10 protein-coding genes are annotated in these 16,066 nt (G+C 68.6%); 4 read left to right on the plus strand and 6 right to left on the minus strand.

What is annotated here, in order from left to right; translation table 11 throughout:
- Nucleotides 1-135: 135 nt before the first annotated feature.
- The 3 genes from OV207_RS17455 to OV207_RS17465 are packed head-to-tail and all read right to left on the minus strand — an operon-like array spanning nt 136 to nt 9,542.
- Nucleotides 136-5,472 (minus strand): CHAT domain-containing protein, encoded by a 5,337-nt coding sequence (locus OV207_RS17455; protein WP_267556299.1) that lies wholly within the window; start codon nt 5,470-5,472, stop codon nt 136-138.
- 19 nt (nt 5,473-5,491) lie between these two features.
- Nucleotides 5,492-6,598, minus strand: a complete 1,107-nt coding sequence (locus tag OV207_RS17460) for a ComEC/Rec2 family competence protein (protein WP_267556300.1) — start codon at nt 6,596-6,598, stop codon at nt 5,492-5,494.
- Nucleotides 6,599-6,602: 4 nt separating this feature from the next.
- Nucleotides 6,603-9,542: a hypothetical protein gene (locus OV207_RS17465; RefSeq protein ID WP_267556301.1), complete on the minus strand. Its 2,940-nt coding sequence runs from the start codon at nt 9,540-9,542 to the stop codon at nt 6,603-6,605.
- A 426-nt stretch (nt 9,543-9,968) separates the two neighbouring features.
- Between OV207_RS17465 and OV207_RS17470 the strand changes: the two genes are divergently transcribed.
- The 3 genes from OV207_RS17470 (at nt 9,969) to OV207_RS17480 (ending at nt 11,418) form a co-directional block, all read left to right on the plus strand.
- The gene (locus tag OV207_RS17470) at nt 9,969-10,322 is read left to right on the plus strand and encodes a hypothetical protein (RefSeq protein ID WP_267556302.1); all 354 of its coding nucleotides are present in this window, start codon (nt 9,969-9,971) and stop codon (nt 10,320-10,322) included.
- A gap of 179 nt (nt 10,323-10,501) precedes the next feature.
- Complete coding sequence (locus tag OV207_RS17475; protein ID WP_267556303.1) at nt 10,502-11,017, plus strand: hypothetical protein; 516 nt, start codon at nt 10,502-10,504, stop codon at nt 11,015-11,017.
- Nucleotides 11,018-11,022: 5 nt separating this feature from the next.
- On the plus strand, nt 11,023-11,418 hold the full coding sequence (locus OV207_RS17480; RefSeq protein ID WP_267556304.1) for a hypothetical protein: 396 nt from the start codon (nt 11,023-11,025) through the stop codon (nt 11,416-11,418).
- Nucleotides 11,419-11,655: 237 nt separating this feature from the next.
- On the opposite strand, the gene OV207_RS17485 is transcribed toward OV207_RS17480, so the two are convergent.
- The 3 genes from OV207_RS17485 to OV207_RS37785 all read right to left on the minus strand — a co-directional run bounded on the left by OV207_RS17485 (nt 11,656) and on the right by OV207_RS37785 (nt 14,539).
- Nucleotides 11,656-12,468, minus strand: coding sequence for an ExeA family protein (locus tag OV207_RS17485; protein WP_267554692.1), 813 nt, complete (start codon nt 12,466-12,468; stop codon nt 11,656-11,658).
- Nucleotides 12,465-13,826, minus strand: coding sequence for a DDE-type integrase/transposase/recombinase (locus OV207_RS17490; protein WP_267554693.1), 1,362 nt, complete (start codon nt 13,824-13,826; stop codon nt 12,465-12,467). Before OV207_RS17490 ends, OV207_RS17485 begins: the two co-directional genes overlap by 4 nt.
- A 158-nt stretch (nt 13,827-13,984) precedes the next feature.
- Complete coding sequence (locus OV207_RS37785) at nt 13,985-14,539, minus strand: transposase family protein (RefSeq protein WP_420715198.1); 555 nt, start codon at nt 14,537-14,539, stop codon at nt 13,985-13,987.
- Between the two features lie 616 nt (nt 14,540-15,155).
- On the opposite strand from OV207_RS37785, the gene OV207_RS17495 reads away from it, so the two are divergent.
- On the plus strand, nt 15,156-16,064 hold the full coding sequence (locus OV207_RS17495) for an Ig-like domain-containing protein (RefSeq protein ID WP_267556305.1): 909 nt from the start codon (nt 15,156-15,158) through the stop codon (nt 16,062-16,064).
- Nucleotides 16,065-16,066 lie beyond the last annotated feature (2 nt).

Below are 16,066 nucleotides of genomic sequence, written 5' to 3' on the forward strand. Positions count from 1 at the left end.
CATGTGGAGGTCTCCTGGCGGCGGGAAGTGCCGCAGCCGAGAGCCTCACAGACAGGCGAAAACCATTCCATGTGAACCACATGCAATGTGCTGTCTTCTGTAAAGAACACGAATGCCCCCCGCACAGCGACTGTCTCAACCCACCCAGTTAACAAAGGATTTCAACGACCAGGGGCGGCCCGCGTCAAGTCGGGTTCTGTCCAAGGTTTTCTCTGTCTGGATGTGATGGAGCGCTTCAGACAGCTCCCGTCCTGATGCCAGGGCCTCCAAGACAGCCTGACCAACTTCGAAGGCCGCGCCAAGCCTCACGGCCCAGAGCGGTGCAATCACTTGCCTGGCGCCGCAGGCCAGGAATGCCCCCGCGAGCCCCGCTGCCCGGTGGAGCCAGCCACCAACCCTACCGCTGTCGCAGGCCAGGAGGATGATGGTGGCTCCCGACACCCTCCGTGGCTCCTCGCCCACCTGGGCGAGCCCCAGGTCGGCGCACGCGCCCTTCCGGTCCACCAGTATGAGCCGCGCATCGAGAGGGTCCGTGACTGCTCCATGCCCTAGGAACAGCGCGACATCCACTTCCATCAGGTTCCTGAGCACCTCCTCCGGTGACGCGGGGTGGTCCAACAGGCCCGAGTGGGTGAGGCGCAGGGCCCGTCCAAATTTCGAGCCCCGGCTCATTAGCAGGCGCGCATCGCCTGAACAGTGGCGTGCAAGCTGCTCTCCGAGCTTCACTGCGGCCCTTAGCTCTCCCAGTGCCCCGGGACCGGGATCGGCCACAGTCACCAACGTGCCTCGCGGACGGGGCGCGGAAGGCTGTGCCGGCAGCGCGAGGTTCGTCGCGAGCGCGATGGGCGCTGTCCTCCAGAGATCCGAGGGAGCGAGCATCCGGAGCGGCCCCGAGGGAATCCAGAGGATGTGCGAAGGATGCCCGGCTGACATCCGCTCCAGGGGGACGACTATGTTGTCCCGAGCCCAAGCCAGCAGCTCCCGATAGGCGGGCCCACTGCCATCTGCGTCCACACTCTGGGCAACCGTCTCCTCTCTCAGCTCGAGGGGCGTGGTCTGCAGCCCCGCGATGATGATCTCCGGTGCTTCCTGGTGACGGAGCAGGGCCGCCTGCCATTCCCGTCCATGGCCCACGACGGCGATCGCGACTGAGCCAGGCCGCGTTCGCAGCCACTCCCAAGTGCCGTCGAGGTTCGGGGCTCCGCGCAGGAACGAGGGCTCCGTGGCCTGGACCTGTTCTACCGAGCGCGCCAGATCGCCAGCGTTTCCCCCGCGCACCGCTTCGAGCCAGCGCATCCACGTTTCGGATGGAACGCCCGCAGGACGCGCGGTCCGGGCCGCCAGCCTGCGCTGTGTGGCCCCCAACCCCCGGGTCATCCAGCGGAGAACGCTCGCCGCGGAGGCGTCCCGTAGAACGAAACGGCACCCCGGAGACGGTGGCGCCCCCCCTGCCTCCGCCAGCTTGCGGCCACGCAGCAAGGCAACCCCGATGCACGCGCTGGCTTCCTGCGCGCCCGAGGCCTCGTCGAGCAGGAGGAACGGACGGGCTTCATCCAGGGCATTCCATGCGAGGTCCGCGGTTTCCTCCATCCGGTCGAGGTCGACGATGAAGTCGCACAGCAGGAGCAACTGGAACGCCGAGCGCCACAGTTGCTCTCTTCCGCCCATCCGACGGGCGGCTTGAAGCGCGCTCTCCAGCCGCCGCGTTCCTTGTTCCAGAAGCGGGCCGGCTTCCGGAGAGCCCCTGGGGAGATTGGCCAGCAGCCAGGAGCAGCCCCGGCCGAGGGTGTCACAGGTCTCCCAATGGAACTGGGGACCCTGTTCCAGGGGGCGCAAGAGCAGTGCCTGCTCGCCGACCGCAAGACCTTCACGGAGCAGTTTGGGATCCACCGTGCTCGTCCCCAGGCCCCTGCGCAGGATCATGTCCGCCAGGTTGTGGGCGGTCATCGACCAGCGGCTGGGATGCGCGTCCCTCTCAATGCCGCTCAATCGCTCCTTCCACAGGCGGATCGCCGACCCGTGGTCTCCCTTCCGCCAGGCGGTCTCCGCCCGGCAGATGGTCTGGAAGTTCTGGACGTCGAAGTGCATTCCCCGTGGCAGATGGCTCCACTGCAACGTTTCGAAGAGCCCGTGAGCCTCCGCGAGCTTCTTGTCGCCCTCGGGCCCCATGTGCTCGGCGCCCGCCTGAGTCAGGCTCACGGCGAGCGCGGCCTGGGCCTCGGCTTGCTGGCCATGGGTCCGCACCGTGGCTATCCGCTCCCGGCTCGCCTGGACGCCCTCCTCGTATGCGGCTTCCCCGCCCCCATGGCGCAGCACGGACCTGAGCTGCGCCAGGCTTTGTCTCAGGTGGGCTGCGCCCTCCTTGTTTCCCCGGGAATCGTAGCCAGCGATGCATGACTCGAAGAGCTGCTCCGCGTCGCGCAGGTGGGTTCGAGGGTCTCCATCCGTCCTGAAGCGGGTTGCGCGTGCGAGCTTCTGTTTTGTGTCGAGCGCGATGAAGCCCGCGGGGTCCAGTTGGGCCAGGATCTCCTGGTACAGCCGCGCCGCGCGGATGAAGTCACGGACAGGATGACTGTCCGTGTCCTGGGGAGCCCATGTCTGTGCGAGCTCCCCCAGGAGGAAGTGGCGTACCGCGGGAGCCTCCAGGCTCCGCACGAGCCGCTCGGCTTCGTCCCCGGCCTGGAGGGCCTCCGCCGCCAAGCTCCTTTCCTGCTCCGCGAGGTGTGCGAGCAACACGAAGCGCGCCGTGAGCGCGCCGGGACGCACGTCGGGCCGGCGCTCTTCCAGGAGTTGCTGGGTCAGGCCCCGGAGCGCCGTGACGTCGCCCGGCTGGGAGTCCGACTCCAATTGCTGCCTCATGGCCTCGGGCAGGTCTTGCGGATCCATGCCCATGTCCCGCAGGGCCTCGTCGAGCGGTATCAGCGGTCGGGTGGACTCGAAATAGACATTTCCAGCGGGATGCGCGAGCACCTGGGCCATGAAGCCAGCCATCTCGTCGGGGATTCGGCTCGCCTGTCCCTTCCGCGCGCGCTCGGCCCGTTCCGCGAGTTCCGGATCCAGCGCGCCCAGTTCGTCCAGTCTCTGGAGCAGCCCCTGGTCCCGGGGGGCATGCCGGAGGAGCAGGGCGATGCATTCCAAGAGTTCCGCCGCGTAGCCCAGGCGGTTCGTCCCGTCATCGCACCGAAGCGCCTCTTCGAGCCGGTCAATGGCTCGGCGCAAACGCACCGGTTCTCCCCGCTCCTTCTGGAGCCGTTCGACGTGTGAAGCCGTCAAGAGCGTCTCAGCACGGAGATGGCCGGCCTTGCGGACCTCCAACGCCTTCTCGATGAGTTCCAGCGCCCGGGCGGCGTCACCGGGCAGATCGCGTTCGACAAGCGCGTCCGCCGTCACCTTCCACAGCTTCGAGGCCTCCAGGGCGTTAGGGGCGCCGAGGGCCTCTGCCTGCCCGTAGAAGTCCAGCGCGCGCGGAAGGAGATCCGCTCCGCTCTGGCGGAATGCATTTCCGGCGGAGACCCAGAGCGCGAACTGGAGCGGTGGGGGGAGCCGGTGCGTCTTCGCCTCTTCCACGGCTGCGAGCAGGACGCCCCGGGCTTCCTCCAACAGTTCGGGGGGCCGCTGGAGCGGAGGGAGGGAGGACCAGGTCATCAATCTGTCCGTGCCCAGGTAGAACCTGGCCTCGACGCGCTCCAGCGGGGTTCGGGCCGCGGACAGCAATTCCCCGATGGCTCGCTCCAGGGCCGTCCGCGCGCCGCGTCCCTGGGCTTGTTGGAGGAGTTGAACCCTCAGGCGCAGCAGCGGAAAGGCTGGGGTCTTCCGGAGCGCGTCCTCCAGCGCCGCCATCAAGGGGGCGCCAATGCCATGGCGTGGGCCGAGAGCGGACAACATGTGCAACAGATTGAAGGAGGGCGAGTCTGGCGGCAGGTGGGAGATGCCGTCGAACAGCCAACCCAGGCAATCCGCCTGGCGGTCAGGCCGTGCCTGGAGGAGCCAGGAGAGGTCCTTGATGATTTCGTCCACGCTGGAGATCAGCGGAGGCCGTCTGCCTTGTGCAAGCGCGATGGCCCAGGAGGGCGCCTCATCCCAGGGACCGCGCGAGCCGGGACTCACGGGATGAACCGCAGGGAGCCCTTCGCTCACCTTGGAGATCCATTCAAGCCGGGCCTGGAGCTGCCCCGCATCTGGGGCTTCCGAGGCCTGGGCCAGGAGTCGCGCCGCCAGCGCCCGGGCGTCGGGATGGGTGAAGGGGCCCGGGTGAAGAAGCGCACCGGAGACCTCCCTACGGAACCGCGCCAACTCGGCGGGTGGCAGGTGGAGGGGCTGCTCGAACCAGGAGGCCAGGACACACTGTTCTGGGGTGCTGGCGGCCGCTCCGGGGTTGAGCTGGGCTTGTCGGATCAAGGCCCGGATCCGGGTGTTGTAGACAAATGCAAGCGGATCGCCGGAGAGGTCGCGCGCTGCCCGCTCCGCATGGCGCCAGGCCTTGTCGAGCAGGCGCCGGTCTCCTTTCGCGCACCGGCGAAACCCTTCCGCCAGGTCTGACCGGAGGTAGGGCCTGTCGAAGGCACCGTCGAGCAGTGGCTCCATGAATTCACAGAGCCGCTGGGTCTCCTCGTGCGCCTGCCCTGGCAGCAAGGCCAGCAACATTCCGGACAGGTCCAGCCGCGCCTCGTCCATGTCCGCCTGAGCAAGGGCCTTGCGCAGCAGGGCGATGGCCGCTTCTCGCTGGCCGGTGGCGTCCAGGAGCCGGGCCCGGACCAGGCTTCCGAGCCGCTCGCTCAGGGCGTCATGCAGCAGCAGGCGCTGGAGCACCTGGGGGAGTTTCGGCGCCGCGTTGGCGATCAGCAACCCCATCACCTGCTCCACCTCGGGATGGGAGGGAAGCGAGCCCTCCGCGAACCTTCGGATCCACGCGATGAGTTCCTTGCCCACCGCATCGCCGAAATGCCTGGGTTTGAGTCGCTCCACGGCAAGGACCGCCTCCCAGGGAGTGCCTGCGGCTTCACGCTCGGTGGCGCGAAGCAACTCGGTGGCTTCGCGGTCCCTGCCGGTCATCCGGCGGATCCGTGCGAGCTGCAACACCGCTTCGGTCAGATGGGAGAAGGAGCCGATCCGACGAGCCTCCTCCTGGGCACGCTCAAGTTGAAAGGTCGCGTCATCCCCCCGTTGCGTCGCCAGGCATGCATGGGCGAGGACGATGCGAAGGCCGCACCGGAACGTGCTCGGCATGTCGGCCCGGACCAGATCCAAGCCCTGCTCCAGGTGGGAGATCGCTTGCGACTCGTCCTTCGCGGCGAGGAGCGCCTGCCCGAGGACCCCATGCACCCGGGCCGTCTCCTGCTTGTTGGCCTCTGGAGGAAGTTCCTTCAGCGCCTCCCTGGCCAAGCGTACCGCTTCGGTGACGCCGTCCGCCCCGCGGGCGTGAAGGGCCTGCACGGCGAGGTCGATCTTATGGAGGGTTCCGGTCTCCGACATGACGCACCTTTCAGACGCTTCAGAGGTCGACCACCAACGACGCGCCCGGCGGAGGGTAAGTCGCCGCGAAGCCATGCCGGCCCTGGAGCAGGGGCGATGCCCAGGGGGTCGTGAAGTCCGAACGAACGTTGAAGTAGAGCTTCACGCCCCTCCGATGGTGGACGATTCGCGCGACGGATACTGGATCGGGATGCTTGAAGCGGGAGCCATCCGTGGAGATGAGGAACCGCTCGGTGTCGAGCAACGCCAGCAGTTGCTTCGTGAGGTTCTTCTTGCTGCCGTGATGGGGCACCTGGACCGCCGACACCGTGAGCCGCTGCTGGCCTCGCTGCTTCAACAACCGCTGGAGGGATGGGACGAGGACCTGAGGCCATGCGTCCGCGCCCAGCAAGAGGGACCGGCCTTCGTACTCCGCGAGGAGGGCGATGCTGCTGCCATTGGCCTCCGCTTCGTCCAGTTCCTCGCGCTGATTGGCGAGTTCTTCCACGTCGAGTTCGCCGCCCAGCAGATCCGCCATCGAGCGAGACCCCACGAGTTCCTCCTGGACGAACTGCTCCTCCACCGCTTCGACCTCTTTCTTCCAAACACCCGCCATCTTGCGGAGCGTGTTGGGTGTGGGGGACAGCAACGTCAGGGACAGGCCGCCCTGCAGGATCACCCGTGGCAGCTCCCCCGCGTCCGGGACCACCAGGGCCTTATGGCCAAAGGCCTCGTTCCAGGGCCCGTCGCGAACCAGCTTCGCCAGGGCCTCTCCCTGCGCGGGGCCTAGCAAGTCCCGCGGCGAGCCACCTGCCTCCAGGAAATCCGGGCCGTGCCCTTCCCCGAGCGTGTCCGCCAGGAAGGGTCTCATCTGGCCGTAGCCGTTGAACCACAGGTCGCCGAAGGTGAAGGGCCGGACCGGATCCTGGAGGATCTTCAGGATGCCTCCAATGTGATCCAGGTCCACGTGGGTGACCACCACGAGTTCGAAGTGCGGCTGCGGCGCGTCTCGCAGACGGGAACGCAGGGCCTTCGCCGTGCCCGGCATGCCTCCGTCGATCAGGACGCGGTGTTGCCGGCCCTCGGTCCCATACTCCAGGATCAAGCAATCGCCGCGTCCTGCGGGGAGCATCTCCAGCTTCATCATGGTCCTACTCCAGGTCCCCGGTGGGGGCGACGAGCTTCCAGTCCGTGTCTCCGTACAGCGTGAGGCAGAGCACCAGCGGGTCTCCCTGCGCCAGCAACTCCTGACGCAGCCGCAGGAAGGCCTTCCCGACTTCGATGGGTCCCGGCCTCGCGAGCCCACTCAGCCTCTCCAGCAGGGTGGCGGTGGTGGGGGCCGCATGGCGGCCTAGGAGCTCCGCGATGCTGCTCACCACCACGGCCGAGCCGCCGCTGTGCTTGAGGATGCGGGGAACGAAGCTCTGGCTGCGCACGCGAGGAAGCGCGGTGCTGCAGCCCATCAGTAACACCAGCACCCCATCTCTGGCCCTGGAACTCCGGAGGTGCGCTGGACGCAGTTGCATGAGTCCCAGCGACTCGTCCGCGATTTCGAGGGTGGGCAGTTCCGTCGTTTCGTCTGTCGCGGTGTGGACCACCAGCACGAGCAGGGACGGGTCGAGGCGCTGGACAGTCGACCTCCACGCATTCCAGCTCTTCGCCAACTGCATGCGGTCAGGCCAGAGCGTCTGGAGCACCTGCATCAGCTGGCTGACGCTGCCAGCCGCAACCTCGTCCACACGGTGGCTGGCGCCGATCACGCCGCTGCTCAGCAACGGGATCTCGTGAGACCTGGGTGGGGGCATGGGCCGGAGCCCGACCTCCCCGGTCGCGGGTGCGTCCTCGGAAGCATCCTGTCGTTCGATGATCCGGGTCAGGCCCCAGAAGCCCAGGGGGCAAACGTAGTCCGCAGCTGCCTCATCGTCACGGTGATGCGAGGCCGTGCACCGGCCTTCCCTCAGGGCTCGGGCCGCGTCCGGGCACAGTCGGGCATTGGGGTTGGGCGCTGGAAATTCATAGAAGAGTTCCACCGGAAGAAAGCTGCTCCACTTCGCCTCAAGAACCTGGATCCGGTGGCCATGGCGCAGCCCGAGAGCCACCCGGGGCGAATCAATCACCTGCTCCCAGAGGAGCCGCCCCTGGTTCGCCAGCATGATGAGTAGCGCGATCAGCCGCGGGTCACCCAGCTCCTGCGGGCGGTCCTCTTCTCGCGTCAGCCGTGCGAGCCGGTTCTTGATATCCTGCACGGTCGTTTCGAGATCCCGACTCCCAACCTGGATCCACCGGATGTCCTGACCCTCCACCCCCATGAGGCGGGCGGTGCCTTCCAGGTCGTGGTTGACGACAAGCGCAGCGTCGAACGCGGTCCGTTCCTCCAGGCGTTCCAGATGGGATGTCGGCGTGAGTTCCAGTTCCAGCCGCACGCCACCGGGCACCGAGTCCTTCCCCTTCGGGTCCACGACAGGGGCGGAGAGGAGTGCGGTTTGCAGGATGCGGTTGCGGTGCATCACCAGGATGCGCGCCGCGAAGCGCTGGCCCGTTTCGGGGGCGATGAAAGGGAATGAACACGTACTGCTGGGCCCCGAGGGGCCCAGGTGGACCTGCGCGCTCTTCGGGGGGGGCGGACTTGGGCGGCCCGACGACAGGTCCGCGAAGGCAACCGTCAGCGTGTGCCCCTCCGGGGATGGTGGTAGGTGCTCCTCGGGGAAAGGGGTCGCGAGGAAGTTCGAATCCTCATTCGCGGGGCCGAGCCGTACGTCGACGCGGTAGGACGCTCCCGCGCGTAGAGGCTGGAAGACGGGAGCCTCTTCGCCTATGTCCGTGGAGACCACGTTGGCGTGCAGGTGCCGCGGGACATGTCGCTGCCGGAAGATGTCCACCCCCGCGCCTACTCCCGTGGACAACTTCGCACCCCATCCCCGGGGACGTCTCGAAGTGGGAGGTTCCGCTTTGCGCACGGAGCGGCGGAGCTTCGCGTAGGTGGCCTGAATGCCCTCGGTGCCGTATGTCCCCCTTGCGACGAGGAAGTCGCGCACGGCTCCAGCCAGCTCAGCTGAAGTCGGGGCGGGTTGCTTCAATCCCAGCGTCAGGGCGAGGTTCGGCGGAAGGTCCGGGACCCGCCGCTCAGGGCGGCGACCGAGGTCATCCGAAAGCTTTCGTAGGTTGTCGAAGGAGCGAGCCTCATCCCGAGGCGGAAGCCGGAACCGTTCCGCGAACGTGCTGGACGTGAGCAGGAAGGGCGGACGCTGGAGGTACTCGCGCCCCGCCTGGGTGACGGCCTCGGAGAGGGAGCGGCCCCGGCTCAGCTCGGCCATGAAAGCGAGGCAGAAATCATCCCGGTCGCTCGCGGACGCGCGGATCACTGCCACGGCTCCAGTGTCCATGCCGAAGCGGAGGCGAAGACCGAACGCCATCGCACGAGCAGCGCTGGTCTTGGGCGGCGCGAACGCCAGCGCAAGGGCCGAGGCCCCCAGGCTGCGGGCCTGGATTCCGGCGGCTCCAGGAACGAACGTAACGGTGCGCGGGACGAAGAGCCCATCCACGGGCGTGGTGCCACCCAGGGGTTGCCACCGGGCCTGGTCGGTGCCGTCGGGCAGGTCGCTGATCAGCTCTTCGACTCTCCGCCGCTGAGCGGGGGAAGGGAGGGAGGCTAGGTCGAGGGGCCACTGGGGGCTCCAGCGCGGGTCGTCCGTCCCTGCCTCGATATAAACCGCTGACGTCTGGAGCGCCGCTTGCATCAGCCACTCGGCGAAAGCGCCCAGGTGAGCTGGAGGCTCCTTCTCGATGTTGATAGCGAGCTTGGGGGGACCGGCACGCTCGACGACCTGCGCCCAGGCAATCTTGAAGAAATCCTCCGAATAGGCCGATGTGATCCTTGGCGGAAGATCTCGGTCAACGAGAGCCCGCTGTTGCGAGGTGAGGCTGAAGCGCAGCGGGCTCCCAGGCTGGATCCACGGGAAGCCCGTGAGGAGGGTTGGCGTCAGCCGCTGGGCCTCCGGTGAGTGCGCGAAGAAGACGCCGACGAGGGCAAGCAGCGGCGCGGAGGCAGCGCCATGACGCTCCTTGAACTGTTGCAGCCACTTCGGATCCAAGCATCCCCCAATGACCAGTGCCGCGCCCCCGACGTCCTTGCTCGCTGCTCAAGGGCCTCCGTTTGGAATGGAGACATCATTCCGGCTTTGGGCAGCCAAGACAACGCCGAAGCCCCGCGCGGGCTTGATGGAGTGCTTTCGCGGCTTGGGCAGATGGCTACAGGCCGAGCGCCGACTTGCAGGTCGTCGTGTAGAGGCCCCAGAAGAGGTTATCCGGGTCCGTGCGCTGCTCCACCTGCCGCTAAGTGTCCTGGTCCCAGATGCTTCCAAAGGTCTCCTCTTCATAGTAGTTGGACATGACACGGCCCGACCTACCCGCCGCGCAGGCCGGCGCGAGGCGGAGAGCTGCCTCCGCCAAGCAATGCGACCGTCTTCCGCTCGTGACAAACGCTCCAGCGCCAGCGCGCCGCCCTCTCCGACGTCTCCGTGGCCCTCGCCTTCTTCTCCGGGCAGCGCGAGGCCTTCGAAGCCTTCTCCCGGGGCTGGGACAACGACGGCTTCCTCTTCGAGCTGCCGCACGCGCAGTTCGTCCCGCACCGCTTCGAGGGAAACGTCGTCGAGACGTGGGGCCAAGGGCCCTTCCTCACTGACTGGGTGGATGCAGCTTCCGTGGAGGGCCTCTTCAGCGAGTCGTCGCAGGAGGACTTCGAGCAGCACTGGCACACCAACGAGGCCTACGCCTGGCGCTGGGAGGACGTGACGGCGCGCGTGGCCCGCTTCAACACCACGCAGCCCACCGAGGACTTCGACACCGGGTGGCCCACGGACACCACGCAGTGAGGACACCATGGCACTCGCAGATTGGACCTATCTCAATGGCGGACTGGACATCGCCACCGTGGACCGGGGCGTGACGGCGGGCATTGCCCGTCCCCCGGGCGGCGGCAACTTCCTCTTCGCCTTCAACTCCCTCACCGCCGCGCAGGGCGCAGTGGGTCTCTTCGCCAACCTGCCCCCCCATGGCCCGGGGCGGCAGCATCCGCGGCTGCCTCCAGCGCGGGCCCGGAGGAGGCCCCATCGGCTTCTCCCCCTTCCTCTTCCTCTACGGCCAGGGCACCTCCGTCAACGACTCCGCCTACCTGCTGGGCCTCTCCGACGACGAGCCGCACCGGGTGGTGCTGCGCAAGGGCGTGGTGGCTACGGGCCTGCCCGACGCGGATGGGCCCGGTGTCCTGCTGAAGTCCTCGGCCAGCTTCGCCCAGGGCACTTGGCTGCACCTGCGCCTGGACGTCATCGTCAACGCCAACGGCGACGTCGTACTCAAGGCCCTCCAGAGTGACTTGTCCGCGCACCCGCTCGGCACGCCCCCTGACTGGCAGCCCGTGCCGGGCATGGCCGACTTCATCGACGACGCCCTCGGCATCAACTCCGGCAGCCAGCCCCTCACCTCCGGACGAGGCGGCTTCGGCTTCGCGGTGAAGGACGTCACCCGCCGGGCCTACTTCGACTCGCGCGAGCTGTCCCGGCAGGTGTGACGCCCATGGCCCTCACCGCCTTCACCAGTCGCGTGGGCCTCGGCCAGGGACGCATTCGGCCCCAGCGGACCACTCCCGCCTCGGGTGAATACCTCTTCGTCCTCGGAGACGAGGAGCCTGGGCACTTCTTCGAGCTGGCCCCTGGGGACTTCGCCGAGGTGACGCAAGCCGTGGACGTCACAGACGCGGCGCTCGTCCGCTGCGCCCTGCGCTTCCGTGTGCCTGCAGGCGCCCCGGCGGGCCTGGCCTGGGAAGCGTCCCTCGCCGTCGACGGGGTGAAGTACGCCCGCACTCTCGGGCGCCCGGGCCGCGAGCGCCTCATCACGGACCTGGTCGCCAACGTCTCGAAGCTCTCCGGCGTCCACACGGTGGGCGTCCGCCTGGAGCTCGTTTCCCCGTGAGGAAGCCCCATGGCCACGGTTGAGCTACCCGCCCTCTACGTCGACACCGTCTCCCTCTTCGCCGAGACGTGCCGCCCTCTCCTCCTCAACCGCGCTCCGGGCCCTGACGAGGCGGGCGTCCCTATCGACTCCGCGCTGGTGTTGCGAGGCGAGCTGGTTGATGGACGAGCGATCCGCTTGGTTGATGGGCATCACCGAGCGCGAGCGTCAGCGAGCGCGCTCGGTGATGGGACCGGCCTACAGAGCGGCGGCGTCGGTATCGAGGACGCGTGCGAGTACGTCGCGCTCGACGAGCTTTTTCTTGCGACGCGCGGCCTCGCGAAGCGCAGTGGTCGCGAGCCGGTCGATGTCGCGGTGAGCGCCGGAGGCTGCCTCGTGGAGCATCGCCATCGCGTCGGAGGCGAAGAGCTCTCGCTCGCAGCCCGCGTTCTTCAGGCGCAGGCGGAGATACTCCGCGGTGTCATCGGGCCCAAGCGCGTCGATGGTGAGCCGGCGTGCGAGGCGGGAGGCGAGGCTGCGGTTACGGCGCATCGCGAGCCGCGAGTCGAGCTCGGGCAGGCCGACGAGGAGGAGGGAGAGGAGCGCCTTGGAGTCCCACTGGTAGTTGAGGAGGATGTGGAGGTGGTCGAGCACGTCCTGGTGGAGCAGGTGCGCCTCGTCGAGGAGGAAGACGGGGTGGACGCGCTCGCGACCGAGGTCCTCCACGTGGCTGGACACGGCGTAGAAGACAGAGGCCGCGGTGGCGGAGGGCGTGAGCCCGAGGGCAAGACACAGCTGGCGGTAGAAGTCGCGGCGGCCCAGCGTGGCGTTGTGACAGTAGGTGAGGCGGAAGCCCGCCAGGGGTAGCCGGTGGCGGAGCGCGCGCAGGACGCACGTCTTGCCGACGCCGGGCTCGCCCACCAGCATGACGCTCTGCCGCTCGCGTACGGCCTCGCAGAGTTCCTCGACGAGGTCCGTCTTGGAGGCCGGCAGCCAGAGGTCCGCGTCGGCAATCTCCTTGGAGAAGGGCGCCTCGGAGAAGCCGAAGTGGGTGACGTAGGCGGGCGTCATGAAGCACCTCCATCGCGATGCCGAGGAGGACGCCCGACGGCGCGGTCGAGGAGCGCGCGGGGCGGGTCAAACGCGGGGTGTGGCCGGTACGTCTCGTCGTGGAGGGGAGGCCGACGCAGCGGCCTCTTGCGGCGCGCGTTCTTCACCGCGTCGACTGGGTGGAGGGTGTAGCGCTTGCCCTCGAATTCGGCCCAGGGAGTCTCGCCCAGGTCGACAAGGCAGCGGCACAGGTGCACGAGGCGTCCGGCGAGGTGGCCTGCGTCGAGCTCGTAGTCGGCACCATCGACAGCGACGGTGGTGTCGCGCCGCACGCGTCGGCGGATGCGGGTGGTGAGGGCCTCGCGCAGCTTCGCCTCGTCGAAGCCATCGGGCGCCCGGGGAGCGGCCTCGAAGACGGTTTTCGGTGTCGCACCCATGAGGGCAGCGTGCGACGTGACGTGGTAGTGCGCGTCGAGGAAGGCGCAGAGGCGGACATTGACGTCGTGCAGCGAGGCGACGGGCCCGAGGAAGTCGAGACAGCCCTCGCGCAGCGTGCGCCAGAAGCGCTCCATCTTCCCGCGGGCGGGGGCGTCGTAGGGCCGAGCGTGCAAAAGCGACGTGCCGATGCGAGCGCACGCGGTGGCGAGCGTCTCGCCCCGGTACGTGGCGCCATTGTCCAGGTAGAGAGCGTCCGGCGGACCGTGCTTGCGCAGGGCACGCACCATGAGGCCAAGCATGTCCACCTCGCGCTCAGTGTGGTGGGCCTCCAACGCCACGACGTACCGACTCGCGTCGTCCAGCAGCGCGTGGATGCGCAAGGGCAGCGACTTGCCCCCGACGGTGAGTCCAGGCCCGTGACACACGTCCGCGTGCCACAAGGCCATGGGGCGCTCGGCCTGCCAGCGCAGGCGCGTCTTCGTGCCGCTGCCATCGCGCATCCCGACGCGGTCAAGTCCTGCTTCCGAGAAGAGGCGGCGCACCGTCGTCGCCGAGACGGCGTCCTTCTCGAGCCGGCCATCGGTGACGAGCGTGCGCAGGATGAGCGTCACGGACGCGGACGGGTACTCCCGCCGGATGTCGAGCAGCAACTCGCGCTGGGCCGCCGAGAGTTGCTGGGCGCGGCCCTTGTCGCTGCGGCCGCGCGGGGCGAGGCCTGAGAGGCCGCGCTTCTTGTACGCGTAGTACCAGCGCTCGAGCGTGGCCGCCGAGTAGCAGTGGCTCGCCTTGGCGCCCGGCGGCACGAAGCGCTGCTGGGCGAGGGACTCGAGCGCCGAGGCGAGCTGGCCTCGGTCCATCTGAGCCTGGGTGAGGACGCCGATGACTCCGTGGCGAAACACCGCCACCGCCTCGGCGTGGGACTTCGGGGTGAGGCTCTTCATTTTGCGCGGACTTCCCGTACCGCCCCCACATCCCGGCATGGGCCTCTTGGGAGAGCAGACGCCTACCGTCCCGCCGGAGGCAGGTCTTCGAGGACGGGGCTTGTCGGGTGGGACGGACTTCTAAAGCGGGGCGAGCCGCTGGCTGCGAAGCGAGTCCCTCAGCGAGCGCGCTCGGCTCCCCGGAAGGCACAGGCGGACAGAGATGGCGGTCCCGTCGCCGGGAGCGCAAAGGCGGCGACTGTCGACGCCGCTCGTGCGGCCACCGCTCGCGCCGTCCAGTCCGCGGGCGCCGGCCGCACGCAGCACAGGAGCGTCCCGCGCCTGGCCTCCCTGGCCCAGCGGCAGAGGGCATCCCAGCGCCCGGCGCTCCCTGGCCCCACCACGTCCCACGGACTCACGCGCCCGCGCACCGCCGCAGCCGTCAGCGACTCAAGGCCCCACAGGGCGAGCGCCCAGGCGATGGCCGCGAGCGAATACAGCTTCCTGGCCAGCACCTCCGCGGGCACTACCGTCTGCGACACGCCGCACGCACGGCAGCGGTAGCGTCGCACGCGCAGCTCTACGAGCACGGGCGACGCGCCAGAGTCCAGCGGCCCGCGCACCTGGCGGCTCCGGCTGCCATGCCCATGAAGCCCCAGCGGCCCTCCCACAGGGCGGCTCGCCGCGCCGCAAGCGGCGCAGCTCGCCGGGCGTACCGCCGACACGGACGGCATCTGTGCCGCCCAGGACTTGACGCCGACGCGCGTCCGTACGACTCCTTGGGTGCCTCGCTTCTCTCTCACACGTCAAGCGGGGCGCTCGACCTGTGAGCGTGTTGGCGCACGCTCCAGGTCACCTTTCTCGCACGCGAGCTGGCGAACACCGCCGCGCCCCGTCCTCTCAGAGCCCCGCGGACTACCTCACGCAGCGTGGCACGCCAGAATCCGGCTCGCTGCTGGACTCCGCGCGGCCTGCAACATCCCTTCCCGGCAACCAGCGCGCTCGTCGCGACCAAGATCTCCATCAACCACTTCGCTCAGCAACAGCTGGAGCTGGAGTTGGTGGACATCGGCGCGGACGGCATTGCTCGGGCGGCCACGCGCGTCTGGGTGAACGGATTCCTCGCCTTCGAAGGAGGGGCTGACGTCAAAGTGCAACCCGCCTTCACGGGGCCTCTGGCGGAGGTGACGCAGACGGCGGACACCTTGCGCGTGGTGCTGCACCCGGCGGTGCCGCTGGCCAGCCAGGCCTCCGTCTCCGTGCGCGTCGTCTCGGCCACAGCCGGCGCCGCGCACCTCCTCGACGAGACGTACACCTTCACCGTGGAGGACAGGACGGCCCCGCGCCCTCGTGGGCGCGCAGGCCGTGGGGCCGAAGTCCGTGCGCCTCGCCTTCGACGAGGACGTTCGGGTGTCGCCCACGGCGCACTTCACCTTCACGCCTCGTGGCGCCCCCGCAGTCCCGGTGGCCTCACTTGAGGCCGCGGCAGACGGCCCCCTCGTCCACCTCGTCCTCGACACGGAGCTGACGCCAGACGTGGTGTACGAAGTGCGCGTGGAGGGCGTGACGGACACACACGGCAACCCGGTGCTCGCCCCCTACCACCGCGCCACCTTTCCTGGCTTCCGGCCAGCCCGGCCGCCCTCCCGGAGCTTCCAGCTCTGGGACATGCTGCCGGGCCACAACCGCCGCGACGACGTGACGGGAGACTTGCGCCGCTTCATCTCCTGCCTCCAGGAAGTGACGGACCTGCTCCTCGCGGACTTGGACGCGTTCCCCGACGTCTTTGACTTGGAGCGCGCGCCAGAGCCCTTCCTGGACGCCATCCTCCAGGACTTGGGCAACCCCTTCGCGCTCGAGTTGGACGTCCTCGCCCGGCGCCGCCTGGCCAGCGTCCTCGTGGACATGTACCAGCAGAAGGGCACGGCCCTGGGCCTGCGCAACGCCATCCGCTTCTTCCTCGGAGTTGAGGTGCGGGCCATCTCCCCCTTCGCCTCGGACACCCTCTCGTTGGGCGAGTCCGAGCTGGGCGTGGACTGGGTGCTGGGCCCCTCCGAGCGCTTCGCGCGCTACGCCTTCAACGTCGAGGTGGCGCGTCTCCTCTCGCCCGCGGAGCGCCAGCGCCTGCGCACCCTCGTCGAGTACCTCAAGCCCGCACATACCCACTTCGTGAACCTGGTGGAGCCCCTGCCGCCCATTCTCCCGGAGCACTGGGAGCTGGGACTCAGCGAGTTGGGCGAGACGACGACGCTGCACTGACG

It is taken from the genome of Corallococcus sp. BB11-1 (assembly GCF_026626625.1).
Lineage (GTDB): Bacteria > Myxococcota > Myxococcia > Myxococcales > Myxococcaceae > Corallococcus > Corallococcus soli.